The 25,299-nt window shown below is 70.9% G+C and carries 19 protein-coding genes; 16 read left to right on the top strand and 3 right to left on the bottom strand.

The genetic code is table 11. The annotated features are described in order from the left end of the window. The first annotated feature begins 1 nt into the window (after nucleotide 1). Genes ACZ3I3_RS06995 through nuoN form a run of 13 tightly spaced genes read left to right on the top strand, consistent with a single transcriptional unit; the run spans nucleotide 2 to nucleotide 15,661 of the window. The gene (locus tag ACZ3I3_RS06995; protein ID WP_031141109.1) at nucleotides 2-556 is read left to right on the top strand and encodes a NuoB/complex I 20 kDa subunit family protein; all 555 of its coding nucleotides are present in this window, start codon (nucleotides 2-4) and stop codon (nucleotides 554-556) included. After that, on the top strand, nucleotides 553-1,293 hold the full coding sequence (locus ACZ3I3_RS06990) for an NADH-quinone oxidoreductase subunit C (protein WP_467363159.1): 741 nt from the start codon (nucleotides 553-555) through the stop codon (nucleotides 1,291-1,293). The genes ACZ3I3_RS06995 and ACZ3I3_RS06990 overlap by 4 nt, the downstream gene beginning before the upstream one ends. Further along, nucleotides 1,290-2,612, top strand: coding sequence for an NADH-quinone oxidoreductase subunit D (locus tag ACZ3I3_RS06985; protein WP_467363157.1), 1,323 nt, complete (start codon nucleotides 1,290-1,292; stop codon nucleotides 2,610-2,612). Before ACZ3I3_RS06990 ends, ACZ3I3_RS06985 begins: the two co-directional genes overlap by 4 nt. Further along, nucleotides 2,609-3,469 (top strand): NADH-quinone oxidoreductase subunit NuoE, encoded by an 861-nt coding sequence (gene nuoE, locus ACZ3I3_RS06980; RefSeq protein WP_467363155.1) that lies wholly within the window; start codon nucleotides 2,609-2,611, stop codon nucleotides 3,467-3,469. Before ACZ3I3_RS06985 ends, nuoE begins: the two co-directional genes overlap by 4 nt. Next, the gene (gene nuoF, locus ACZ3I3_RS06975; RefSeq protein WP_466094763.1) at nucleotides 3,469-4,815 is read left to right on the top strand and encodes an NADH-quinone oxidoreductase subunit NuoF; all 1,347 of its coding nucleotides are present in this window, start codon (nucleotides 3,469-3,471) and stop codon (nucleotides 4,813-4,815) included. Before nuoE ends, nuoF begins: the two co-directional genes overlap by 1 nt. Next, nucleotides 4,812-7,316, top strand: coding sequence for an NADH-quinone oxidoreductase subunit G (locus tag ACZ3I3_RS06970; protein WP_467363154.1), 2,505 nt, complete (start codon nucleotides 4,812-4,814; stop codon nucleotides 7,314-7,316). The genes nuoF and ACZ3I3_RS06970 overlap by 4 nt, the downstream gene beginning before the upstream one ends. Then, the gene (nuoH, locus tag ACZ3I3_RS06965; protein ID WP_467363152.1) at nucleotides 7,313-8,689 is read left to right on the top strand and encodes an NADH-quinone oxidoreductase subunit NuoH; all 1,377 of its coding nucleotides are present in this window, start codon (nucleotides 7,313-7,315) and stop codon (nucleotides 8,687-8,689) included. The genes ACZ3I3_RS06970 and nuoH overlap by 4 nt, the downstream gene beginning before the upstream one ends. Continuing rightward, nucleotides 8,682-9,323, top strand: a complete 642-nt coding sequence (nuoI, locus tag ACZ3I3_RS06960; protein ID WP_467363151.1) for an NADH-quinone oxidoreductase subunit NuoI — start codon at nucleotides 8,682-8,684, stop codon at nucleotides 9,321-9,323. The genes nuoH and nuoI overlap by 8 nt, the downstream gene beginning before the upstream one ends. After that, nucleotides 9,320-10,162, top strand: coding sequence for an NADH-quinone oxidoreductase subunit J (locus ACZ3I3_RS06955; RefSeq protein WP_467363149.1), 843 nt, complete (start codon nucleotides 9,320-9,322; stop codon nucleotides 10,160-10,162). The genes nuoI and ACZ3I3_RS06955 overlap by 4 nt, the downstream gene beginning before the upstream one ends. After that, entirely contained in the window at nucleotides 10,159-10,458 is a 300-nt protein-coding gene (nuoK, locus tag ACZ3I3_RS06950; RefSeq protein WP_003992252.1) for an NADH-quinone oxidoreductase subunit NuoK, read from the top strand. Before ACZ3I3_RS06955 ends, nuoK begins: the two co-directional genes overlap by 4 nt. A 15-nt stretch (nucleotides 10,459-10,473) precedes the next feature. Next, nucleotides 10,474-12,438: an NADH-quinone oxidoreductase subunit L gene (gene nuoL / locus ACZ3I3_RS06945; RefSeq protein WP_467363147.1), complete on the top strand. Its 1,965-nt coding sequence runs from the start codon at nucleotides 10,474-10,476 to the stop codon at nucleotides 12,436-12,438. Nucleotides 12,439-12,443: 5 nt separating this feature from the next. After that, a complete protein-coding gene (locus tag ACZ3I3_RS06940) occupies nucleotides 12,444-14,015 on the top strand; it encodes an NADH-quinone oxidoreductase subunit M (RefSeq protein WP_467363145.1) in 1,572 nt (523 codons plus the stop codon). After that, a complete protein-coding gene (nuoN, locus tag ACZ3I3_RS06935) occupies nucleotides 14,012-15,661 on the top strand; it encodes an NADH-quinone oxidoreductase subunit NuoN (RefSeq protein WP_467363143.1) in 1,650 nt (549 codons plus the stop codon). Before ACZ3I3_RS06940 ends, nuoN begins: the two co-directional genes overlap by 4 nt. Nucleotides 15,662-15,725: 64 nt before the next feature. Here nuoN and ACZ3I3_RS06930 read toward each other — a convergent pair whose 3' ends face one another. Further along, entirely contained in the window at nucleotides 15,726-16,244 is a 519-nt protein-coding gene (locus ACZ3I3_RS06930) for a hypothetical protein (RefSeq protein ID WP_467363141.1), read from the bottom strand. A gap of 376 nt (nucleotides 16,245-16,620) precedes the next feature. On the opposite strand from ACZ3I3_RS06930, the gene recQ reads away from it, so the two are divergent. After that, nucleotides 16,621-18,675, top strand: a complete 2,055-nt coding sequence (gene recQ, locus ACZ3I3_RS06925; RefSeq protein WP_467363140.1) for a DNA helicase RecQ — start codon at nucleotides 16,621-16,623, stop codon at nucleotides 18,673-18,675. Between the two features lie 163 nt (nucleotides 18,676-18,838). Here recQ and ACZ3I3_RS06920 read toward each other — a convergent pair whose 3' ends face one another. Beyond that, nucleotides 18,839-19,777, bottom strand: a complete 939-nt coding sequence (locus ACZ3I3_RS06920; protein WP_467363138.1) for a M56 family metallopeptidase — start codon at nucleotides 19,775-19,777, stop codon at nucleotides 18,839-18,841. Between the two features lie 351 nt (nucleotides 19,778-20,128). Further along, nucleotides 20,129-21,340: a fumarylacetoacetase gene (gene fahA / locus ACZ3I3_RS06915; protein ID WP_467363136.1), complete on the bottom strand. Its 1,212-nt coding sequence runs from the start codon at nucleotides 21,338-21,340 to the stop codon at nucleotides 20,129-20,131. Between the two features lie 310 nt (nucleotides 21,341-21,650). Between fahA and ACZ3I3_RS06910 the strand changes: the two genes are divergently transcribed. Together ACZ3I3_RS06910 and ACZ3I3_RS06905 are read left to right on the top strand one after the other, a co-directional pair. Continuing rightward, a complete protein-coding gene (locus ACZ3I3_RS06910; protein WP_467363134.1) occupies nucleotides 21,651-22,910 on the top strand; it encodes a DegT/DnrJ/EryC1/StrS family aminotransferase in 1,260 nt (419 codons plus the stop codon). After that, the gene (locus ACZ3I3_RS06905) at nucleotides 22,903-25,146 is read left to right on the top strand and encodes a lipopolysaccharide biosynthesis protein (RefSeq protein WP_467363132.1); all 2,244 of its coding nucleotides are present in this window, start codon (nucleotides 22,903-22,905) and stop codon (nucleotides 25,144-25,146) included. The genes ACZ3I3_RS06910 and ACZ3I3_RS06905 overlap by 8 nt, the downstream gene beginning before the upstream one ends. The last annotated feature ends 153 nt before the right edge of the window (nucleotides 25,147-25,299 follow it).

The following is a 25,299-nucleotide window of genomic DNA, read 5'->3' as shown; positions in this document are numbered from 1 at the left end:
CATGGGACTCGAAGAAAAGCTGCCGAGCGGCTTCCTGCTGACCACCGTCGAGCAGGCCGCGGGCTGGGTGCGCAAGTCGTCCGTCTTCCCCGCCACGTTCGGACTCGCCTGTTGCGCCATCGAGATGATGACCACCGGCGCCGGCCGCTACGACCTGGCGCGCTTCGGCATGGAGGTCTTCCGCGGCTCGCCGCGCCAGGCGGACCTGATGATCGTCGCCGGCCGGGTCAGCCAGAAGATGGCGCCGGTGCTGCGGCAGGTCTACGACCAGATGCCGAACCCCAAGTGGGTGATCTCCATGGGGGTCTGCGCCTCCTCGGGCGGCATGTTCAACAACTACGCGATCGTCCAGGGCGTCGACCACATCGTGCCGGTCGACATCTACCTCCCCGGCTGCCCGCCACGGCCGGAGATGCTGTTGGACGCCATCCTCAAGCTCCACCAGAAGATCCAGAGCTCCAAGCTCGGCGTGAACGCCGAGGAGGCGGCCCGCGAGGCGGAGGAGGCGGCGCTCAAGGCCCTGCCCACGATCGAGATGAAGGGGCTGCTGCGGTGAGCGACGTCAGCGACAACGGGGTCAACCCCGAGAAGGACCTCAGCGCGTCGAACCTCCCGGGCCAGCGCGGCCAGGGCGGCGAGGAGATCCGCGTCCAGCGCGGCATGTTCGGCGCGAACAACGGCGGCGACACCTCCGGCTACGGGGGCCTGGTCCGCTCGGTCCGCCTCCCGGGACCGGCGGCCCGCCCCTACGGCGGCTGGTTCGACGAGGTCGCCGACGAGCTGGAGGGCGCCCTGGAGGAGCAGGGACTGCTCCCCGGCAACGCCATCGAGAAGACGGTCGTCGACCGCGACGAACTGACCTTCCACATCGAGCGCGAGCACCTGGTCCGGGTCGCCAAGACGCTGCGCGACGACCCGGCCCTGCGCTTCGAGCTGTGCACCGGCGTCAGCGGCGTGCACTACCCGAGCGACAAGGGCCGCGAGCTGCACGCCGTCTACCACCTGCGCTCGATCACCCACAACAGGCTGATCCGCCTGGAGGTCAGCTGCCCCGACAGCGACCCGCACATCCCGTCGCTGTACTCGGTCTATCCGACGAACGACTGGCACGAGCGCGAGACGTACGACTTCTTCGGCATCGTCTTCGACGGTCACCCGGCCCTGACGCGGATCATGATGCCGGACGACTGGCAGGGCTTTCCGCAGCGCAAGGACTATCCCCTCGGCGGCATCCCCGTCGAGTACAAGGGCGCCCAGATCCCGGCTCCGGACCAGCGGAGGTCGTACTCATGAGCACTTCGCACGCCTCTCCTCGGGAGACCACGGAGGGCACCGTATATACGGTCACTGGTGGCGACTGGGACGAGGTCGTCCAGTCCGCGGCCCGCGCCGACGACGAGCGCATCGTCGTCAACATGGGCCCGCAGCACCCGTCCACGCACGGCGTTCTCCGCCTGATCCTGGAGATCGACGGCGAGACCGTCACCGAGGCCCGCTGCGGCATCGGCTACCTGCACACCGGCATCGAGAAGAACCTCGAGTACCGGACGTGGACGCAGGGCACCACGTTCGTGACGCGCATGGACTACCTGACGCCGTTCTTCAACGAGACGGCGTACTGCCTCGGCGTCGAGAAGCTCCTCGGCATCGAGGACCAGATCCCGGACCGGGCCTCCATCATCCGCGTGCTCCTGATGGAGCTGAACCGGCTCTCCTCGCACCTGGTGTGCATCGCCACCGGCGGCATGGAGCTGGGCGCCACCACGATCATGATCTACGGATTCCGTGATCGTGAACTCATTCTCGATATCTACGAGCTGATCACCGGTCTGCGGATGAACCACGCGTACATCCGCCCCGGCGGACTCGCCCAGGACCTGCCGCCCGGCGCGGTGGACCAGATCCGCGAGTTCGTGAAGAAGATGAAGAAGAACCTCCCGGAGTACGACAAGCTCGCCACCGGGAACCCCATCTTCAAGGCCCGCATGCAGGACGTCGGCTACCTCGACCTGGCCGGCTGCATGGCCCTCGGCGCCACCGGCCCGATCCTGCGCTCCACCGGCCTGCCCCACGACCTGCGCAAGGCGCAGCCCTACTGCGGCTACGAGACGTACGACTTCGACATCCCGACCGCGGACACCTGCGACTCCTACGGCCGCTTCCTGATCCGGCTGGAGGAGATGCGCCAGTCGCTGAGGATCATCGAGCAGTGCCTGGACCGGCTCCAGCCCGGCCCGGTCATGGTCGCCGACAAGAAGATCGCCTGGCCGGCCCAGCTCGCCCTGGGCCCCGACGGGCTCGGCAACTCCCTCGACCACATCAAGAAGATCATGGGCACCTCCATGGAGGCCCTGATCCACCACTTCAAGCTGGTCACCGAGGGCTTCCGTGTCCCGCCGGGCCAGACGTACGCGGCGGTCGAGTCGCCCAAGGGCGAACTCGGAGTGCACGTCGTGTCCGACGGCGGCACCCGCCCCTACCGGGTCCACTTCCGCGACCCGTCCTTCACCAACCTGCAGGCCATGGCGGCGATGTGCGAGGGCGGCCAGGTCGCCGACGTCATCGTCGCCGTCGCGTCCATCGACCCCGTGATGGGAGGCGTCGACCGGTGACCACCTCTTCTTCCGAGCGGGGCGTCAGCCTGGGCATGCCCGAACTGCCCGCACCCGCCTACCCGGACGACGTCCGGGCCCGCCTGGAGACCGACGCGCGCGAGATCATCGCCCGCTACCCGGACTCCCGGTCCGCCCTCCTGCCGCTGCTGCACCTCGTGCAGTCCGAGGAAGGCCACGTCACGCGCACGGGCATGCGGTTCTGCGCGGACATGCTCGGCCTCACCACGGCGGAGGTCACCGCGGTCGCCACCTTCTACACCATGTACCGGCGCAAGCCGAGCGGTGACTACCAGGTCGGGGTGTGCACCAACACCCTGTGCGCCGTCATGGGCGGGGACGCGATCTTCGAGGAGCTCCAGGAGCACCTGGGCGTCGGCAACGGCGAGACCACCGGCGACGGCAAGGTCACCCTGGAGCACATCGAGTGCAACGCCGCCTGCGACTTCGCGCCGGTCGTGATGGTCAACTGGGAGTTCTTCGACAACCAGACCCCGGCGAGCGCCAAACGCCTCGTCGACGACCTGCGCGCCGGTCGGCCGGTCACCCCCACGCGCGGGGCACCGATGTGCACCTTCAAGGAGACCGCCCGGGTCCTGGCCGGTTTCACCGACGAGCGGGACGGGGCCGTGGAGTCCGGGGGCAGCGCGGGACCCGCCTCCCTGGTCGGCCTGAAGCTCGCCAAGGGCGAGTCCGCTGCCGCGCGCGTGGTGCATCCGCGCGGCGAGGCGCCCCGGGACGACAAGCCGCACGAGCCGTCACCGACGGAGCACTTGAGCTCGCACGACGCGCCGCAGGACACGTCGGCCTCCGACCCGGCCCACCCGGCCGGGCCCACCGCCGAGGAGGGGGAGTGATGACCTTGGCACCCGAGCTGAAAGACATGAGCCCCGAGAAGCTGCTCGCACCGGTGCTGTCGGCCTTCTGGGACGAGGACAGGTCCTGGACGCTGGACGTGTACCGGCGGCACGACGGGTACGAAGGGCTGCGCAAGGCGCTCGCCATGTCGCCGGACGACGTGATCGCGTACGTCAAGGAGTCCGGTCTGCGCGGGCGCGGCGGCGCGGGATTCCCGACGGGGATGAAGTGGCAGTTCATTCCCCAGGGAGACGGAAAGCCGCACTATCTTGTTGTCAACGCCGACGAGTCGGAGCCGGGGACGTGCAAGGACATCCCGCTCCTCTTCGCGAACCCGCACAGCCTCATCGAGGGCATGATCATCGCGTGCTACGCCATCAGGTCGTCGCACGCCTTCATCTATCTGCGTGGTGAAGTCGTCCCGGTGCTGCGGCGGTTGCACTCGGCCGTCCGCGAGGCCTACGAGGCGGGCTTCCTCGGCGAGAACATCCTGGGCAGCGGACTCGACCTCGACATCACCGTGCACGCGGGCGCGGGCGCGTACATCTGCGGTGAGGAGACCGCACTGCTGGACTCGCTCGAAGGCCGCCGGGGTCAACCGCGGCTCCGTCCCCCCTTCCCTGCCGTCGCGGGCCTCTACGCGTGCCCGACTGTGGTGAACAACGTCGAGTCGATCGCGTCGGTTCCCGCGATCATGCATCGGGGCAAGGAATGGTTCCGGTCGATGGGGAGTGAGAAGTCGCCCGGCTTCACGCTCTACTCCCTGTCCGGCCATGTCGCCAGCCCCGGCCAGTACGAGGCGCCGCTCGGGATCACGCTCCGCCAACTCCTCGACATGAGCGGCGGGATGCGCCCCGGGCACCGCCTCAAGTTCTGGACGCCGGGCGGCTCCTCGACCCCGATGTTCACCGACGAGCACCTCGACGTCCCCCTTGATTACGAAGGAGTGGGCGCCGCGGGTTCCATGCTCGGCACAAAAGCTCTCCAGTGCTTCGACGAGACGACCTGCGTGGTGCGGGCCGTGACGCGCTGGACCGAGTTCTACGCCCACGAGTCCTGCGGCAAGTGCACGCCCTGCCGCGAAGGGACGTACTGGCTCGTGCAGCTGCTGCGCGACATCGAGGCCGGCAAGGGACGGATGTCCGACCTCGACAAGCTGAACGACATCGCCGACAACATCAACGGCAAGTCCTTCTGCGCCCTCGGCGACGGCGCCGCCTCGCCGATCTTCTCCTCGCTCAAGTACTTCCGCGAGGAGTACGAGCAGCACATCACGGGCCGGGGCTGCCCCTTCGACCCGGCCAAGTCGACGGCCTGGGCCGACCGCACGGAGGTGAACGCATGACCGTGACCACCAGCTCTCCCTCAGGCGGGGGAGAGGCGGCGGTCCCGCCGGAGGACCTCGTGTCGCTGACGATCGACGGCGTGGAGATCAGCGTGCCCAAGGGCACCCTGGTCATCCGGGCCGCCGAACAGCTCGGCATCGAGATCCCCCGGTTCTGCGACCACCCCCTCCTCGACCCGGCCGGCGCCTGCCGCCAGTGCATCGTCGAAGTCGAGGGCCAGCGCAAGCCCATGGCGTCCTGCACCATCACCTGCACCGACGGGATGGTGGTCAAGACCCACCTCACCTCGCCGGTCGCCGAGAAGGCCCAGAAGGGTGTGATGGAGCTCCTGCTCATCAACCACCCGCTGGACTGCCCGGTCTGCGACAAGGGCGGTGAGTGCCCGCTGCAGAACCAGGCGATGTCGCACGGTGACGCCGAGTCCCGCTTCGAGGGCCGCAAGCGGACCTACGAGAAGCCCGTCCCGATCTCCACGCAGGTGCTGCTCGACCGCGAGCGGTGCGTGCTGTGCGCACGCTGCACCCGGTTCTCCAACCAGGTCGCGGGCGACCCGATGATCGAGCTGGTCGAGCGGGGCGCGCTCCAGCAGGTCGGCACCGGCGAGGGCGACCCGTTCGAGTCGTACTTCTCCGGCAACACCATCCAGATCTGCCCGGTCGGCGCGCTGACCTCGGCGGCGTACCGATTCCGCTCCCGCCCCTTCGACCTGGTCTCGTCCCCGTCGGTGTGCGAGCACTGCTCCGGCGGCTGCGCCACGCGCACCGACCACCGGCGCGGCAAGGTCATGCGGCGGCTCGCCGCCGAGGACCCCGAGGTCAACGAGGAGTGGATCTGCGACAAGGGGCGGTTCGGATTCCGGTACGCGCAGCAGCGGGACCGGCTGGAGACGCCGCTGGTGCGCAACGCCGAGGGTGAGCTGGAACCGGCCTCCTGGCCGGAGGCGCTCCAGATCGCGGCCCAGGGGCTGCTGGCCTCCCGGGGCCGCACCGGCGTGCTGACCGGCGGCCGGCTCACCATCGAGGACGCCTACGCGTACAGCAAGTTCGCGCGCGTGGCGCTCGACACCAACGACATCGACTTCCGCGCGCGCGTGCACAGCGGCGAGGAGGCCGACTTCCTCGCCGCCCAGATCGCCGGGCGGGGCCGGGACCTCGACGGTACGGGTGTCACGTACACCGCGCTGGAGAAGGCACCGGCCGTCCTGCTGGTCGGTTTCGAGGCGGAGGAGGAGGCGCCCGGCGTCTTCCTGCGGCTGCGCAAGGCCTGGCGCAAGCACGGGCAGAAGGTCTTCTCGCTGGCCACGCACGCCACGCGCGGTCTGGAGAAGGCCGGCGGGACGCTGCTGCCGGCCGCCCCCGGCACCGAGACCGAGTGGCTGGACGCGCTCGCGGGCAACGCCGGCCTTGAGGGCGACGGCGCGGCGGCCGCCGAGGCGCTGCGCGCCGAGGGCGCCGTGATCGTCGTCGGTGAGCGGCTGGCCGCGGTGGCCGGCGGCCTGACCGCCGCCGTACGCACCGCCTCCGCGACCGGTGCCCGGCTGGCGTGGATCCCGCGCCGGGCCGGGGAGCGCGGCGCCGTCGAGGCGGGCGCGCTGCCGTCGCTGCTGCCGGGCGGGCGCCCGGCCACCGACCCACGCGCGCGTGACGAGGTCGCGGGCGTCTGGGGCGTCGCCGGTCTCCCGCACCGCTACGGCCGCGACACCGGCCAGATCGTGGAGGCCGCCGCGACCGGCGAACTCCAGGCGCTGCTGGTGGCGGGCGTCGAGATCGCCGACCTGCCCGACCCGGCACGCGCGCGTGCGGCACTCGACGAGGCCGGCTTCGTGGTCTCGCTCGAACTGCGGCCCAGCGAGATCACCCGCAAGGCCGATGTCGTCCTGCCGGTCGCCGCGGTCGCCGAGAAGGCCGGCACCTTCCTCAACTGGGAAGGCCGGGTCCGCTTCTTCGAGGCCGCGCTCAAGCCCGACCACATGCCCCGCCGCCTCGCGCCCACCGACGCGCGCGTGCTGCAGATGCTGGCCGACGCCATGGACGTCCACCTCGGACTGCCCGATCTGCGCACCGTACGCGCGGAGATCGACCGGCTCGGCGCCTGGGACGGCCCGCGGGCCACCGAACCCCTGGAGACGGCGAGTGCCCTGCCCCGTCCGGCCGCCGGGGAGGCCGTGCTCGCCGGGCACCGGCTGCTGCTCGACCAGGGCGTCCTCCAGCAGGGCGACGAGGCACTCGCCGGCACCCGGCACGCGGCACGCGCGCGTGTGTCGGCCGCGACGGCCGCCGAGGCGGGCGTCAAGGAGGGCGACCTCCTCGCGGTGACCGGCCCCGAGGGAATCGTCGAACTCCCCCTCCAGATCAGTGAGATGCCCGACCGAGTGGTGTGGCTCCCGCTGAACTCCGCCGGCGGCGGCGTCGCCTCCGACACCGGGGCGCGGCCCGGCTCCCTCGTCCGCATCGGACCGGCGACGCTCGCCGGCGAGGCCCCCAAGGAGGTGGAGGCATGAGCCCGTACTTCGCCGCTGAAGACCTCTCGATGTTCGGCCACGACCCGTGGTGGCTGGTCGTCATCAAGGCGGTGTTCTGCTTCGCCTTCCTGATGGTGACCGTGCTGATCTCCATCGTCATGGAGCGCAAGGTCGTCGCCTGGATGCAGCTGCGCATCGGCCCCAACCGGCACGGCCCCTGGGGCATGCTCCAGTCGCTCGCCGACGGCATCAAGCTGATGCTCAAGGAAGACGTCATCGTCAAGCGCGCGGACAAGGCGGTGTACGTCCTCGCGCCGATCGTCGCGGCGATCCCGGCCTTCATGGCGATCGCGGTGATCCCCTTCGGCCCGGCGGGCAACGAGATCTCGATCTTCGGCCAGCGCACCACGATGCAGCTCACCGACCTGCCGATCGCGATGCTCTACATCCTCGCGGTCGCCTCCGTCGGCATCTACGGCATCGTGCTGGCGGGCTGGAGCTCCGGATCCACGTACCCGCTGCTGGGCGGTCTGCGCTCCTGCGCGCAGATGATCTCGTACGAGATCGCGATGGGCGCCGCCTTCGCCTCCGTGTTCCTCTACTCGGGGTCGATGTCGACGTCGGCGATCGTCGAGCAGCAGACCGACCGCTGGTACATCCTGCTGCTGCCGCTCTCCTTCGTCATCTACATCGTGACGATGGTGGGCGAGACCAACCGCGCCCCGTTCGACATGCCGGAGTCCGAGGGCGACCTGGTCGGCGGCTTCAACACCGAGTACTCGTCGATCAAGTTCGCGATGTTCATGCTCGCCGAGTACGTCAACATGGTGACCGTCTCGGCCGTCGCCACGACGTTGTTCCTCGGCGGCTGGCGGGCCCCCTGGCCGATCAGCACCTTCTGGGAGGGCGCGAACCACGGCTGGTGGCCGATGCTCTGGTTCACGGTCAAGGTCCAGCTGCTGCTGTTCATGTTCATCTGGATCCGCGGCACGCTCCCCCGCGTCCGCTACGACCAGCTGATGAAGCTCGGCTGGAAGGTCCTCATCCCGGTCTCGCTGGTCTGGCTGATGCTCGTCGCCACCGTGCGGGCCTTCCGGAACGAGGGCTACGACTTCGCCGACATCGCCCTCTACGTCGGCGGCGGCGTGCTGGCCCTGCTGGTGCTCTCCTTCGTCGTCGACATGTTCCGCGAGAAGGCGAAGGAGGCCGAGCAGCCGGCCGAGACCCCGGCCGCCTTCGACCCGATGGCGGGCGGATTCCCCGTACCGCCCTTGCCTGGGCAGGAACTTCCACCGGTCCCGCGACGGCCCTCGCGCCGTGAGCGGGAGCTGATTGTCAGTGGTGGGCCCGATACTCAGAGTGACGAATCTCTGGGCGGAACTACGGATGGAAAGGAGGCGTCCGATGGCTGAGGAACCGAAGGACACCAAGCCCGGGTTCCAGAACCCGGTGGCCGGCTTCGGCGTGACCTTCAAGGCCATGTTCAAGAAGCGGCTGACCGAGCAGTACCCGGAGCAGCAGAAGACCACGGCTCCGCGCTTCCACGGACGGCACCAGCTCAACCGCCATCCCGACGGCCTGGAGAAGTGCGTCGGCTGCGAACTGTGCGCGTGGGCCTGCCCCGCCGACGCCATCTACGTGGAGGGCGCGGACAACACCGACGAGGAGCGCTACTCGCCGGGCGAGCGGTACGGCCGCGTCTACCAGATCAACTACGCCCGCTGCATCCTGTGCGGCCTGTGCATCGAGGCGTGCCCCACGCGCGCGCTGACGATGACGAACGAGTTCGAGCTCGCCGACTCCAGCCGGGCCAACCTCATCTACACCAAGGAGCAGCTGCTCGCCGGTCTGGAGGAGGGCATGGTCGACACGCCCCACGCCATCTACCCGGGCACGGACGAACAGGACTACTACCGGGGCCTGGTGACGGAGGCGGCACCCGGCACCGAGCAGCAGGTCGCCCACTCCAAGGGCGAGGTCGTGCAGGAGGCCGACTCGACCTTCGGCGGGACGGAACCGGCGTCGGAGGAGGTGATCGGCCGATGACCACCCAGCTCGCCGCCTACTCCACCTCCACCGGAGAGGCCGTCCAGTTCTGGATCCTCGGCACGATCGCCGTGATCGGCGCCCTGTGCACCATCCTCATGAAGAGAGCCGTGCACAGCGCGCTCTGCCTCGCCGGGACCATGATCATCCTGGCGGTGTTCTACCTCGCCAACGGCGCCTACTTCCTGGGCGTCGTCCAGATCGTCGTCTACACCGGCGCGATCATGATGCTGTTCCTGTTCGTGGTGATGCTCGTCGGCGTCACCGCGGCGGACTCCCTGAAGGAGACCATCAAGGGCCAGCGCTGGCTGGCCCTGCTGTGCGGGCTCGGTTTCGGCGTCCTGCTGATCGCCGGCATCGGCAACGCCTCCCTCAGCGAGTTCAACGGCATCGGCCAGGCGAACGCCGGGGGCAACGTGGAGGGCATCGCCGCCCTCCTGTTCACCAAGTACGTCTTCGCGTTCGAGATCACCGGCGCCCTGCTCATCACGGCCGCCGTCGGCGCCATGGTGCTCACGCACCGCGAGCGCACCGAGCGGGCCAAGACGCAGCGCGAACTCTCCGAGGAGCGGGTCCGCGAGGGCAAGCAACTGCCGCCCCTGCCGGCCCCTGGTGTGTACGCCCGGCACAACGCGGTCGACATCGCGGGCCTGCTGCCCGACGGCACGCCCTCCGACCTCACCGTCAGCAAGACGCTCCGGGAGCGCGGCCAGATCCGGGACGTGTCGCAGGAGGCGCTCAACGACCTGCGGGCCCTGGAGCAGCGTGCCGAGGAGCGCCTGGAGCGGAAGGCCATCGAGCCGACCACGTTCAAGCGGCCCGAGGAGGCATCGAAGTGAACCCGGTCAACTACCTCTATCTCGCGGCCCTGCTGTTCACGATCGGTGCCACCGGCGTGCTGATCCGGCGCAACGCGATCGTCGTGTTCATGTGCATCGAGCTCATGCTCAACGCCTGCAACCTCGCGTTCGTCGCCTTCTCCCGGATGCACGGCAACCTCGACGGCCAGATCATCGCCTTCTTCACGATGGTCGTCGCCGCCGCGGAGGTCGTGGTCGGGCTCGCGATCATCGTGTCCCTGTTCCGCGCCCGCCACTCGGCCTCGGTCGACGACGCCAGCCTGATGAAGCTGTAAGGGGTCGGAAGAATCGTGGAGAACCTCATCGCGCTGCTGGTGGCGGCGCCCCTGCTCGGAGCGGCGGTCCTGCTGTGCGGCGGACGCAGGCTGGACGCCGTGGGCCACTGGCTCGGCACGCTGCTCGCGGCCGCCTCCTTCGTGCTCGGCCTGGTGCTGTTCAGCGACATGCTCGCCCAGGACCCCGAACACCGCGTCATGTCCCAGCACCTGTTCAGCTGGATCCCGGTCGAGGGCTTCCAGGCGGACGTCGCCTTCCAGCTCGACCAGCTGTCCATGACGTTCGTGCTGCTGATCACGGGCGTCGGATCGCTGATCCACCTCTACTCCGTCGGGTACATGGAGCACGACGAGCGGCGCCGCCGCTTCTTCGGCTACCTGAACCTGTTCCTCGCGGCGATGCTGCTGCTCGTCCTCGCCGACAACTACCTGCTGCTGTACGTCGGCTGGGAGGGCGTCGGTCTCGCCTCCTACCTGCTGATCGGCTTCTGGCAGCACAAGCCCAGCGCCGCCACGGCCGCGAAGAAGGCCTTCCTGGTCAACCGCGTCGGCGACATGGGCCTGTCCATCGCGATCATGCTGATGTTCCTGTGGTTCGGCACCTTCGCCTTCGGGCCGGTGCTCGGCGACCACGCGGAGGCCGGGCTCGCCGGTGCCGCCGGCGAGGACAAGCTCACCGCGATCGCGCTGATGCTGCTGCTCGCCGCCTGCGGCAAGTCCGCCCAGGTGCCGCTGCAGTCCTGGCTCGGGGACGCGATGGAGGGCCCGACCCCGGTCTCGGCCCTCATCCACGCCGCGACCATGGTGACGGCGGGCGTCTACCTGATCGTCCGCTCCGGGGCCGTCTTCAACGGCGCCCCGGATGCGCAGCTGGTCGTCACGATCGTCGGTGCCGTCACGCTCCTGTTCGGTGCGATCGTCGGTTGCGCGAAGGACGACATCAAGAAGGCCCTGGCCGGCTCGACCATGTCGCAGATCGGCTACATGATCCTCGCCGCGGGCCTCGGCCCCATCGGCTACGTCTTCGCGATCATGCACCTGGTGACGCACGGCTTCTTCAAGGCCGGGCTGTTCCTCGGCGCCGGTTCGGTCATGCACGGCATGAACGACGAGGTGGACATGAGGAGGTACGGCGGCCTCAGGAAGTACATGCCGGTCACCTTCGTCACCTTCGGCCTCGGCTATCTGGCCATCATCGGCTTCCCGGGCCTGTCCGGCTTCTTCTCCAAGGACAAGATCATCGAGGCGGCGTTCGCCAAGGGCGGCACCGAGGGCTGGATCCTCGGCGCCTGCGCCCTGCTCGGCGCGGCCATCACCGCGTACTACATGACGCGCGTGATGCTCATGACGTTCTTCGGCGAGGAGCGCTGGCGCAACGCCCCGACGCCGTCCCCGGCCGAACCGGACGTGGAGCCCGCCGCGGAGACCCGCGGCGAGTACACCCCGCCGCACCCGCACGAGTCGCCCAAGGTCATGACGATCCCCATGATCGTGCTGGCCGTCGGGTCGGTGGCCGGCGGTGCGTTCTTCAGCATCGGCGACCGCTTCCTGCACTGGCTGGAGCCGATCACCGGGCACAGCCACGGCAACCCGCCGATCAGCGCGGGTGTGGTCACCGGTGCGACCGTCGCGTGCATGGTCATCGGTGTCGCCCTCGCGTGGGCGCAGTACGGCCGCCGCCCTGTCCCGGCCGTCGCCCCGCGCGGCTCGCTGCTCACCCGGGCCGCCCGGCGCGACCTGCTCCAGGACGACTTCAACCACGTGGTCCTGGTCCGCGGCGGCGAGCACCTCACGCGGTCCCTGGTCTACGTCGACCACACCCTGGTCGACGGCGTCGTCAACGGCACGGCGGCCTCGGTCGGCGGCCTCTCCGGGCGGATGCGCAAGCTGCAGAACGGCTTCGCCCGCTCCTACGCGGTCTCGATGTTCGGCGGCGCGGCGGTCATCGTCGCCGCGACCCTGCTGATGAGGGCGGTCTGATACCGATGTCCTTTCCTCTGCTGACAGTGACAGCGGCGCTCCCGGCCGTCGGAGCGATCGCCACGGCCGCCGTACCGGCCGCGCGGCGCACCGCCGCCAAGTGGCTGGCGCTGCTCTTCTCGCTCGCCACGCTCGTCCTGGCGATCACCGTCCTGGTGCGCTTCGACCCGGACGGCGACCGCTACCAGCTCACCGAATCCCACGCCTGGATCGCCGACTTCGGTGTCCGCTACGAACTGGGCGTGGACGGCATCGCGGTGGCGCTGATCGCGCTCACGGCCCTGCTGATCCCGTTCATCATCCTCGCGGGCTGGCACGACGCCGACCCGCTGGAGACCGGCAGCACCCGGTGGCGGCCCACGCAGGGCTTCTTCGCCCTGATCCTCGCCGTCGAGGCGATGGTGATCCTCTCCTTCGAGGCCACCGACGTCTTCCTCTTCTACATCTTCTTCGAAGCCATGCTGATCCCGATGTACTTCCTCATCGGCGGCTTCGGGGACCGTGCCCACGAGCACGGCGAGAAGGCGGCGGCGACGCAACGGTCGTACGCGGCGGTGAAGTTCCTCCTCTACAACCTGGTCGGCGGTCTGATCATGCTGGCCGCGGTGATCGGCCTGTACGTGGTCGCCGGGAACTTCTCCCTCCAGGAGATCGCCGCCGCCCGCGCCAACGGCTCGCTCGACATGGCGACCAACACCGAACGCTGGCTGTTCCTGGGCTTCTTCTTCGCCTTCGCGGTGAAGGCGCCGCTGTGGCCGCTGCACACTTGGCTGCCCAACGCGATGCAGGAGTCCACCGCCCCGGTCGCCGTACTGATCACGGCGGTCGTCGACAAGGTCGGCACCTTCGCGATGCTCCGCTTCTGCCTCCAGCTGTTCCCGGAGGCCAGCAAGTGGGCGACGCCCGCGATCCTCGTCCTGGCCCTGATCAGCATCATCTACGGGGCGCTGCTCGCGGTCGGCCAGCGGGACATCAAGCGGCTGATCGCCTACGCGTCGATCTCCCACTTCGGCTTCATCATCATGGGCATCTTCGCGATGACCAGTCAGGGCCAGTCCGGCGCGACGCTCTACATGGTCAATCACGGCATCTCGACCGCCGCGCTGATGCTGGTGGCGGGCTTCCTGATCTCCCGGCGCGGCTCGCGGCTCATCGCCGACTACGGCGGAGTGCAGAAGGTCGCTCCGGTGCTGGCCGGCACGTTCCTGATCGGCAGCCTCGCGACCCTCTCCCTGCCGGGACTGGCGCCGTTCGTCAGTGAGTTCCTGGTTCTGGTCGGCACGTTCACGCGCTACCCGGTGATCGGCATCATCGCCACCTTCGGCATCGTCCTCGCCGCGCTCTACACCCTCGTCCTCTACCAGCGGACGATGACCGGGCCGGTGAAACCCGAGGTCAGCGCGATGCCGGACCTCAGGGTGCGTGAACTCGTGGTCGTCGCCCCGCTGGTCGCACTGCTGATCTTCCTGGGCGTCTACCCGAAGCCCGTCACGGACATCGTCAACCCTGCGGTGAAACAGACCATGTCCGACGTACAGAAGAAGGACCCCCAGCCCGAGGTGGAGGCGGCCAAGTGAGCGCAACAGCCGTCCACAGCCTGTGGACAACCGCGGCCGAGCCGATCACCAAGATCGACGCGCCGAAGTTCGAGTACGGACAGTTGGCGCCCACCCTGATCGTCGTCGGAGCGGCGATCATCGGGATCCTCGTCGAGGCGTTCGTGCCGCGCAAATCGCGTTATTACGTCCAGATGTTCGTGTCCGTCGTCGCCCTCGCGGCCGCCTTCGCCGCGGTCGTCGCCCTCGCGGCCGACGGCTACGGCACCACCAAGGCGCGCATCGCGGCGATGGGCGCGATCGCCGTCGACGGACCGGCCCTCTTCCTCCAGGGCACGATCCTGCTGGCGGCCCTGGTCGGCCTGTTCACCTTCGCCGAGCGGCGGCTCGACCCGGTGGTGCATGGCAACCGGGTCGACTCCTTCGCTGCACAGGCCGCGTCCGTGCCGGGCAGCGAGAGCGAGAAGGCGGCGGTCAAGGCCGGGTTCACCACCACCGAGGTGTTCCCGCTGCTGCTGTTCGCCGTCGCCGGCATGCTGATCTTCCCGGCCGCCAACGACCTGCTGACGCTCTTCGTGGCGCTGGAGGTCCTCTCGCTCCCGCTGTACCTGCTGTGCGCGCTGGCCCGCCGCAAGCGGCTCATGTCGCAGGAGGCGGCGGTCAAGTACTTCCTGCTCGGCGCGTTCGCCTCCGCCTTCACCCTGTTCGGCATCGCCCTGCTGTACGGCTACGCGGGCTCGATGTCGTACGCGACGATCGCGCAGGTCGTCGACGGCACGATCGCGGACGTCAACCCGGCGCTCGCGGACACCATGGGCAACGACGCGCTGCTGCTGATCGGTGCCGCGCTGGTGGTGATGGGCCTGCTGTTCAAGGTGGGCGCGGTGCCGTTCCACATGTGGACGCCGGACGTGTATCAGGGCGCGCCGACGCCGGTGACCGGTTTCATGGCGGCGGCGACGAAGGTGGCGGCGTTCGGCGCGCTGCTGCGGTTGCTGTACGTCGTCCTGCCGGGCCTGCGCTGGGACTGGCGGCCGGTGATGTGGGCCGTGGCGATCGTCACCATGCTGGGCGGCGCCATCGTCGCGATCACCCAGACCGACATCAAGCGGCTGCTGGCGTACTCGTCGATCGCGCACGCCGGGTTCATCCTGGCGGGTGTCATCGCGACGACGCCCGACGGTGTCTCGTCGGTGCTGTTCTACCTGGCCGCGTACTCGTTCGTGACGATCGGCGCCTTCGCGGTGGTCACGCTCGTGCGCGACGCGGGCGGCGAGGCGACGCACCTGTCCAAGTGGGCGGGGCTCGGCCGGCGTTCGCCGCTGGTGGCGGCCGTGTTCGCGGTGTTCCTGCTGGCCTTCGCGGGCATTCCGCTGACCTCCGGCTTCGCCGGGAAGTTCGCCGTGTTCAAGGCGGCGGCGGAGGGCGGGGCCGCCCCGCTCGTCGTGATCGGTGTGATCTCGTCGGCGATCGCGGCGTTCTTCTACATCCGCGTCATCGTGCTGATGTTCTTCAGCGAGCCGCGGCCCGAGGGCCCGACGGTGGCCGTGCCGTCGCCGCTGACGATCACGGCGATCGGGGTGGGCGTGGCGGTCACGCTGGTGCTCGGTGTGGCGCCGCAGTACTTCCTGGATCTGGCGGGACAGGCAGGAGTGTTCGTGCGCTGACACCCCCGTCCACAGAAGTGGGACCCGGTCTCCTTCGGGAGCCGGGTCCCACTGTGTGTCCGGGTCAGGGGCACGTCACCCTGGGGTTCCAGGGGTAGAAGACACCCCTGGGGTTGTCCTTGAAGATCCAGGCGTGCAGCGTGTAGACGACGCCCAGGCCGGGGGTCTCCTCCGGCCCGTCGAAGTGCCGGTCGCCGAACATGACCGGACGGTCGTCGTCCGTCGCCACGTTCTGGTCGGCGTCACGGACGATCCACTCCACGGCACCGAGACGCAGCTTGCCGTGCTTGCCCTTGTGGTAGACGAGGCCGGCGGGCTTGGTGGGGTCGGTGGAGTTGATGAGCCGCTGCTTGACGTAGTGGTAGCCCATGCCGCCCTCGCCGGGCAGGGCGGTGCACGGGCCGGCGGGGAGGTGGCCGTCCTTGATCGCGCGCTTCACGTGCTGGTAGTGGCGCGTGGCGGCGTACGTCTGGACGAGCTCGGGCTCGCCTTCGTGGTCGTGTCCGGCGGCGTGCGCCGGGGCTGCGGCGAGTGCGAGCGCGGTGGTCAGCGTGAGGGCACAGGCGGCCTTGAGAAAGGACATGTCGTGTCGCTCTCCTTGCGGGAGGGGTGCCCAGGGGCGGGCGCCCGTCATGGGGGCGCGGTCGCGCCCGGTGAGGGATGGGCGGGCCTCCCCCGTCCCGCGTCAGCAGCATCGCCCGGCCGGTGGGGGCGTGCCAGGCGGGGCGTCCGTTCGGGCTGGGTACGAGCCGTCGATTCGGGCGGGTGCGGGGTGTCTGTCCGGGCTGGGGGTCCGCTGTCCGTTCGAGCCGGGTGTCGACCGCCCGTTCGAGCTGGGTGCGGACGCGACGTGATCCGTCGGGCCGGGCCTGTGGATAACTCCGGGAGTGTCGGTGCGGGCACCTATGGTGGACGCAGTGGTCGAGGGGCGACGTACGGGGGACAGGACGATGGGCGCGATGGGCGGGACGGGTGTGATGACGGACGTGGACGCGGTGACCGGGACCGGCGGGCCAGGCGGTGCCAGCGACAGCGCGGCGCTGGCCACGCTGCACCGGGTCTTCGGGTACGAGGCCTTCCGCGGCGAGCAGGAAGCGGTCATCGAGCACGTGGTCGCGGGCGGCGACGCGGTGGTGCTGATGCCGACCGGCGCCGGCAAGTCCCTCTGCTACCAGGTCCCGGCCCTGGTCAGGCCCGGTACGGGGGTGGTCGTCTCCCCGCTCATCGCCCTGATGCAGGACCAGGTGAACGCGCTGCGGGCCCTGGGCGTGCGGGCCGGGTTCATGAACTCCACGCAGGACTTCGACGAGCGGCGGATGGTCGAGGCCGAGTTCCTCGCCGGCGAGCTGGACCTGCTGTACCTGGCGCCGGAGCGGCTGCGGCTCGAGAACACGCTCGACCTGCTCTCACGCGGGAAGATCTCCGTCTTCGCGATCGACGAGGCGCACTGCGTGTCCCAGTGGGGCCACGACTTCCGGCCGGACTACCTGACGCTGTCGCTGCTCGGCGAGCGCTGGCCGGACGTACCGCGGATCGCGCTCACGGCGACGGCCACGCGGGCGACGCACCAGGAGATCACCGAGCGGCTGAACATGCCGGCGGCCCGGCACTTCGTGGCCAGCTTCGACCGGCCCAACATCCAGTACCGGATCGTGCCGAAGGCGGACCCGAAGAAGCAGCTGCTGAGCTTCCTGCGCGAGGAGCACCCGGGCGACGCGGGCATCGTCTACTGCCTGTCGCGCAACTCGGTCGACAAGACCGCCGAGTTCCTCAGCCGCAACGGCATCGAGGCGGTGCCGTACCACGCGGGGCTGGACGCGGGTACGCGCGCGGCCCACCAGTCCCGCTTCCTGCGGGAGGACGGCCTGGTCGTGGTGGCGACCATCGCCTTCGGAATGGGCATCGACAAGCCGGACGTACGCTTCGTCGCCCACCTCGACCTGCCCAAGTCGGTCGAGGGCTACTACCAGGAGACGGGCCGGGCCGGGCGTGACGGGCTGCCGTCGACGGCCTGGATGGCGTACGGGCTGAACGACGTCATACAGCAGCGCAAGCTGATCCAGTCGGGCGAGGGCGACGAGGCGTTCCGGCGCCGGGCCCAGGCCCACCTGGACTCGATGCTGGCGCTGTGCGAGACGGCCCAGTGCCGCCGGGGCCAGCTCCTCGCCTACTTCGGCCAGGACCCGGACCAGCCCGCCTGCGGCAACTGCGACACCTGCCTCACCCCGCCGGAGACCTGGGACGGCACGGTCGCGGCGCAGAAGGTGCTGTCGACGGTGGTGCGGCTGCAGCGGGAGCGCGGGCAGAAGTTCGGCGCGGTGCAGATCGTCGACATCCTGCTGGGGAAGCGGACCGCCAAGGTCATCCAGTTCGACCACGACCAGCTGTCGGTGTTCGGCATCGGTGACGATCTGGCCGAGGGCGAATGGCGGGGCGTCATCCGGCAGTTGCTGGCCCAGGGGCTGCTCGCGGTGGAGGGTGAGTACGGCACGCTGGTGCTGACCGAGGCGAGCGGGGCGGTGCTGCGGCGGGAGCGTGAGGTGCCGCTGCGCAAGGAGCCGAAGAAGCCGGTGACCTCCCGGTCGGGGTCGTCGTCGTCCTCGGGTTCGGGGCGGGGCGAGCGCAAGGGCAAGACGGTTGCCGCCGAGCTGCCCGAGGAACTGCTGCCGGCCTTCGAGGCGCTGCGCGCCTGGCGGGCCGAGCAGGCTCGCGAACAGGGCGTCCCGGCGTACGTCATCTTCCACGACGCCACGCTGAGGGAGATCGCCACGGTGTGGCCGGGCTCGGTGGCCGAACTGGGCGGGATCAGCGGCGTGGGGGAGAAGAAGCTCGCGACGTACGGGGAGGGCGTGCTGGAGGTGCTCGCGTCGCTCGGCGGGCCGCAGGGTGCGGCGCCGGCGGCCGGCTCGGCAGCGGTGGCGGGCCCGACGGCGGCTGAGGCGCCCGGCCAGGACGCGGGCGAGCCGGACGAGTGGCCGGAGCTGCTCGGGGAGCCGGAGCCCGACTGGACATAGGGCCGAGCTTCGGCAGGGCAGGGTGTCGTCGGCGGCTGGGGTGGGGGATCGGCAGAGCTGGGCGTCGGCGCCCGGCGGCCCTCGAGCGTCAGCCCGCGCCCCGGCAGCACGGGGCAGCCGTCACCGTCCGGCAGCACGGGCCAATCGTCACCGTCCCGTCCGGCTACGACAGGGCGGTCAGACCCGGCGCGAACACGATGAGCAGGGGCAGCAGCGGTACCAGCGCGGCCGTGGTGGTCGTCAGGGCCCGGTGCCGGCGGCCCAGCCGGGGCGGCGGTTCCAGGAGCCGGTCGACCCGCTCGCCCAGCAGGCGGTGGCTGGAGGCGCAGGACAGGACGCCGCGGTGCTGGTTGAGCTCGATCAGCGCCAGGGCCGTGGTCAGGTGGCCGCAGCGGCGGGAGGCGGTGTCGTCGGCGGCCAGTTCGACCAGGCGGTGCGTCTGGTCGCAGAAGTGGGCGAACAGCGGGATGCGGGGGAAGCCCGTGGCCAGGGCGGTGGACAGGTGCAGCAGCCAGTCGTGGCGGGCGCGGGCGTGGCCGCGCTCGTGGGTGAGGACGGCGTCGAGCTGGTGGTCCGTGAGGCGGTGCAGGGCGCCCGTGGTGACGATCAGCTGGGGCGGGCTGCCGGGCATCCACCAGGCGTCGGGGTATTCGTCCTCCAGGACCAGGAGGGGGCCGCGGTCGGCGGGCAGTCCGGCGGGCAGGTCGGGGGCGCGTTCGCGGAGGTGGGCGCGGGCCTGGGCGCGGCGCCGGCGCGCCTCGACGAGTTCCCGTGCGAGCATCGCGGTCGTCCAGGCGGCGCCGCAGGCCAGCAGCAGGGTGAGGGCGGCGGCCCCCGGCGGGGCGGTGGACAGGTCGTACGCCGCCGTCACCGCGGGCGGGGCCGGGGCGAAGAGCTGGGCGCGGACCGTGCCGAACACGGCGGCGGCGCCCAGGGCGAGTGCGGTCACGCAGCACAGCAGGACGGTGGCGACCAGGCACTGCCACACCCACAGCGCGACCACCGGTTCCCGCTCGGGCCAGTCGGCCCGGGTCAGCGCACGGGGAACGGGTACGGCGGCCGTCACGGCGACAACGCTCAGCAGGAGCAGGCAGACGGTCATGGCCACGGGCTCCGGTCGGTCGGAAGAGGGGCGGCTACGGGTCGTGCGGGGGAGGGCGGCTGCCGAGCGCACCGGTGACGCGGCTGCGGTGCACACCGGCGAGCGCCCCGAACGTGCCGTGCACCGCGCACGTGCGGGCACACCGCCCGAGCCCAGTATGACGGTGCCGGGCGGTGTGAGTCAGGAGTCGAGCGGCATCACAAGCGCCGGGAGGGGCGACTGTCGGCCAGACCCGGACGACTGTAGGCCAGACCCGGGCCGTTGTCGGCCAGCCCCGGGCGACTGTAGGCCAGCCCCGGGCAACCCTGCGGGCGCACGACGGGACCGTCGCGGACGCCCCCTGGAACGCCGTCAGGCGGGCACCACCCGCCCCGTCACCTCGCCCAGCCCCACCCGCACCCCGTCCGGCCCCGGGGCCCAGGCGGACAGGGTCACCACGTCGCCGTCCTCCAGGAACGTCCGCTTGCCGTCGGGCAGTTCGAGCGGGTCGCGGCCGTTCCAGGTCAGTTCGAGGAGGGAGCCGCGTTCGCGGTCCGCCGGGCCGCTGACCGTGCCCGAGCCGTACAGGTCGCCGGTGCGCAGGGAGGCGCCGTTGACGGTCATGTGGGCCAGTTGCTGGGCGGCCGTCCAGTACATGGTGGAGAAGGGCGGCTCGGAGACGACGTGGCCGTTGACGGCGACGCTGATCCGCAGGTCGTAGCCGCCGGGTTCCTCGTCGCTGTCGTCCAGGTACGGCAGCAGCTCGTGCGTCCGCGCCGGCGGGGTCACCCGGGCCTCCTCCAGGGCGTCCAGCGGGGTGATCCACGCCGACACCGACGTGGCGAAGGACTTGCCGAGGAACGGGCCGAGCGGGACGTACTCCCAGGCCTGGATGTCGCGCGCGGACCAGTCGTTGAGGAGGCAGAGGCCGAAGACGTGCTCCCGGAAGCCGTCGAGGGACACCGGCGCGCCCATCCGGGACGGCACGCCGACCACGAAGCCGACCTCCGCCTCGATGTCGAGGCGCACGGACGGGCCGAAGACCGGAGCCGGGTCCGCCGGCGCCTTGCGCTGGCCCGAGGGGCGCATGACGTCCGTGCCCGAGACGACGACCGTGCCGGAGCGGCCGTGGTAGCCGATCGGCAGGTGCTTCCAGTTGGGGGTCAGGGAGTCCTCGGCGTCGGGGCGGAAGATCCGGCCGACGTTCCGGGCGTGGTTCTCGGACGCGTAGAAGTCGACGTAGTCCGCGACCTCGAAGGGGAGGTGCAGCGTCACCGAGGACAGGTGGTGGAACATCGGTGCGAGGGTCTCGCGGTGGGACGGCACGGTCACCCACGCCGTCAGCGCCCGGCGGACGTCCGACCAGGCCGTGCGGCCCGCGGCCAGCAGCGCGTCGAGGGTCGGCCGCGCGAGCAGGGAGGCGTACGGGGAGCCGAGGGCGTGGGCCGCCGCGCCGGCGTCCAGGACGTGGTCGCCGAGCCGGACGCCCACGGTCCGGTGGGAGGAGCCGGGGAGGGAGAACACGCCGTACGGCAGGTTGTGCGGGCCGAAGGGGTCGCCCTCGGGGACATCGAAGGGGGGCATCGGGTGCTGCCTCGCTTTCGGGTGTGCCGTGTCGTCGCCACGTGTTCGTGGTCCTGCCACACGTTACGGGTGGCACACCCGTCCTGGGCAGTGTCCGAGGAGGCGGATACGGGCGAACGGGGCAGGTGGGCCCGGGTGGGACCGGACGGCGCGGTTCGGGCGCGGCGGACGGGACGTCACATCCGTACGAGCCGGAAGTTATCCACAGGACGCGACGCAATCTTGACGGAGCGGTGCGAACGGGGCGACTCTGGGCGGGTGCCGGAAGGCCTCGGGGAGGGGGCGTTCCGATGGCACACCAGGGGGGCGGATGGCCATTGGGGAGGCCGGTCCGGGCTCGGTGCGGCATGGCGTGCAGCCGAAGCGGCTGGAAGAGGCCATGCGCGTGCGGCTCGGCCGGGAATGCGTGTATGTACCGTCGTGCCGTTTCGGGCTGTACGTGGCCCTGCGCCACTGGTGCCCGCCCGGCGGACGGGTGCTGATGTCGCCGGTCAACGACGACGTGATCTTCTTCGTCGTGCTCGCGGCCGGACTGCGCCCGGTGCAGGCGCCGTTGAACCCGCTCGACGCGTCCATCGACATCGAGGCCGTGCCGGGCGAGACGTGGAGATCGGTGTCCGCCGTGCTCACGACGAACCTGTACGGGAACCCTGACCCGGCACCGGGCCTCAGGCAGAAGTGCGACGCGCTGGGGATCCCGCTGTTCGAGGACGCGGCGCACGCCATCGGCAGCCGGGTGGGGGACCGGCCGGTCGGGGCGTGGGGCGAGGCCTCCGCGTTCAGCCTGTCCAAGCATGTCGGGGCCAAGGCCGGGGGCATGCTCTCCCTGGCCGACCCGGGGCAGCGCGACGCGGTGGAGAAGACCTGCGCGGGGCTGCTCACGCCGCGCCGCCCGGGCTCCGAACTGGCCTATGCGATCCGGCCGTACGCGGAGGCGGCGGTGCGCGGGCTGAGGCTGCGGCGCGCCGCCTGGGCCGCGATCCGGCTGCTGGGGCTGGCGGACCGCGAGGAGATCCGGATGCCGCTGCGCCCGGACGAACTCGCGCGGGCCGCCCGCCATGCGCCCGGGCTCGACGCCCACCACCCCTGGGTACGCGTCGACATGCACGACTACCGCCAGGAGTCCGGCCGGCTGCGCCTGCGGCGCGTCGGGCGCAAGCTCGACCGGCTGGACGAGGTGCTGGACGCCTGCCGGGCGGGCACCGAGCTGCTGCTGTCCACACCCTGGGCCAAGCCCCGTGACGGGCACGGCACCCAGCCGCTGTTCCGCGTCCCGCTGTTCGTGGCGGACCGCGACGCGGCGATCGCGGCACTGGCACGGCGGGGCATCGTCGTCGGCTACCTCTACGACCCGCCGCTGGACGACTACGCCGGCGAGCGGTTCACCGACCTCTCACCGGCCCCCGAGGCGGCCCGCTGGTTCGCGCGGCACGCGCTGCCCGTGGACCCGCTGCGGGCCCGGACGGTCGTGGAGGTGCTGGAGCGCTCCGGGGCACGGCCGGCCGGGGCACCGGGAGAGCCACCCCGCGGCGGGCCGGCATCGGGGAGGCTTGATCAGTCCCGTGGCTGAGATCCAGGTGCACGAGCCCGCCACCACACGCGCCGACGGCGGCGGACCGAAGCCTGCCGCCGACGAGCACACGCACGACTCGCTGTTCAAGAACGCCTACTTCCTCATGCTCAGCACCGGCGTGTCCGCCGTCCTGGGCCTGGGCTTCTGGCTGGTGGCCGCCCGCTACTACTCCGAGGAGGCCGTCGGCCAGGGCTCCGCCGCCATCGCCGCGATGCGGCTGCTCGCCAGCATCACGGCGACGACGATGATCGGCGCCGTCGTGCGTTTCGTCCCGCGCGCGGGACGGGAGACCGGGCGCCTGGTGTGGGGCATGTACGCGGCCAGTTCGCTGGTCGTGGCGCTCGCCGCCGCCGTCTTCCTGCTCACGATCGACGCGTGGGGAGCGTCGTACGCCCCGCTGGGCACGCCCATGGCGGGCGCGGTGTTCGTCGCGGCGTCCGTGGCCTGGGCGCTGCTCACACTGCAGGACGGGGTGCTCACCGGACTGCGCAAGGCGGAGTGGGTGCCGGCCGGGAACGCGGTGTTCTCGGTCGGGAAGCTGGCCCTGCTGGCCGTCTTCGCCGGCACGCTGCCCGTTCTCGGCATCTTCGTCTCCTGGGCGGTGGCGATCGCGTTCTCCACGCTGCCGCTGGGCTGGCTGATCTTCCGCCGGCTCATCCCGCGCCAGGCCGAGCTCGACCGCGAGAAAGAGACCCCGAAACTCCGCGACATGGGCCGCTTCCTGGCCGGGGACTCGCTGGGCGCGCTGTTCAGCCTGGCGATGATCAACCTGCTGCCGGTGATGGTCGCGGTCCGCTTCAGCGCCGCGGAGAACGGCTACTTCTACGTGGCGTACACCGTCGGCGGCACGATGGAGTTCATGGCCATCAACATGGCCTCGTCCCTCACCGCGCACGCCTCCCACGACCCCCGGCAGCTCGCCGACGGCGTCCGGGGCGCCCTGCGGCGCATGACGTTGCTGCTGGTCCCGGTCGTGCTGGTGCTGGTCCTCTTCGCCCCCTACATCCTCACGCCGTTCAGCCCGGACTACGCCGAGCACGGCTCGACCGTGCTGCGGCTGCTCGCCCTCGGCGCGCTGCCGCGGGTCGTGGTGGAGCTGTACATCGGCGTACTGCGCGTGCAGGGGCGCACGGGAGTGCTCGCCGCGCTCCAAGGCGCCATGTGCGTCCTGGTGCTGGGCAGCGCGGCCATGCTGTTCACCCCGGCCGGGATCGCGGGCGCCGGCTGGGCGGTGCTGCTGAGCATGACGCTGATCGCCGTCGTCTCCACGGTCGGGCTGCGAGCGGCACTGCGGCACAACGACAGCGCGCCCGCGCCCCGTACGTCCGCCGACCCCGCCCACCCCTCCTACGGCACGCGCTGGGCGAAGCTGAACGCCACCGCCGGGTACGGCACGACCTGGGCCCGCCGGGCCGCCTACCAGCCCCAGGACGGCGACCAGGACACGGTCACGCTGTTCATAGGGCGCCCCGGATACGAACGGGAGGCGCTCCAGGCGGACACACTGGCGCTGATCGTGCGGCCGGAAGGGCCGACCAGGGAGCCACCGCGCCAGGAGTCCGCGGAACCGGACCAGGAACCGCAGGAGCGGCGGCTGAGAGGCGCCCTGTGGAGCCTGCTCGGCGTCGCCACCGTCTTCTTCTGGGCGCCGTTGCGTGATCTGCCCTGGCTCGACCACGCCACCGAAGCGCCGCTGACGGGGCGCCAGTTGCTGGAGGGCCTGCCGCTTCCGTCGCTCACCGCGGGAGGCCTGCTGCTCGTGGTGTTCGCCGCCGCCGTGACGCTGTGCACCCGGCGCGACCCGTGGCTGCCCGGCACGGCGCTGTACGCCGCCCTGCTCGCCCTGTACGCCGCACCGGCCGCCCTCGGGCGGGAACCGCGGCCGGTGGACGGGGCGTTGTATGTGAAGACGGCCGGCTTCCTCGCGGACGCGGTCGGGCTCGACGGGCCCGAGGCGCTGCTTCGCTGGGCGCCGCCGGTCTGCCAGCTGCTGTGTCTCGTGCCTCTGTGGCTGCTGCTCGCGAGGGCGGGCGGACGGCTGCCGTGGCCGGGGCGCTGGGGGGTTCTGTATCTCGTCGCGGTCGGCGGCTGGGTGTGGCGTGAGGCGCTCGCACCGGTCGCGCCGCCCCTGCTCGCCTTACTCGTCGTACTCGTCCTGCTCCTGCCGCTCTGCCGCCGTGCCGCGTCGGCCCTACAGCACCGCAGAAGTCCGAACGGCCGACCCAGCGCCTGATCAAGCCCATGAGCCGAACAGGGCCCCGAAGAGAGCCGAACAGAGCCGAACCGCCAGGGGGGAACCACCGTGCGTCCGCCAGTCACTCCGAGGGAGAGATCCACGCCAGAACCCACACCGGCACGGGACGGCGCGAGCACCCCCGGCAGCAGC

It is taken from the genome of Streptomyces sp. NPDC016851, from assembly GCF_055562795.1.
Note: the sequence above shows the minus strand (reverse complement) of the source record. Positions and strands in the feature narration are given on the sequence as shown.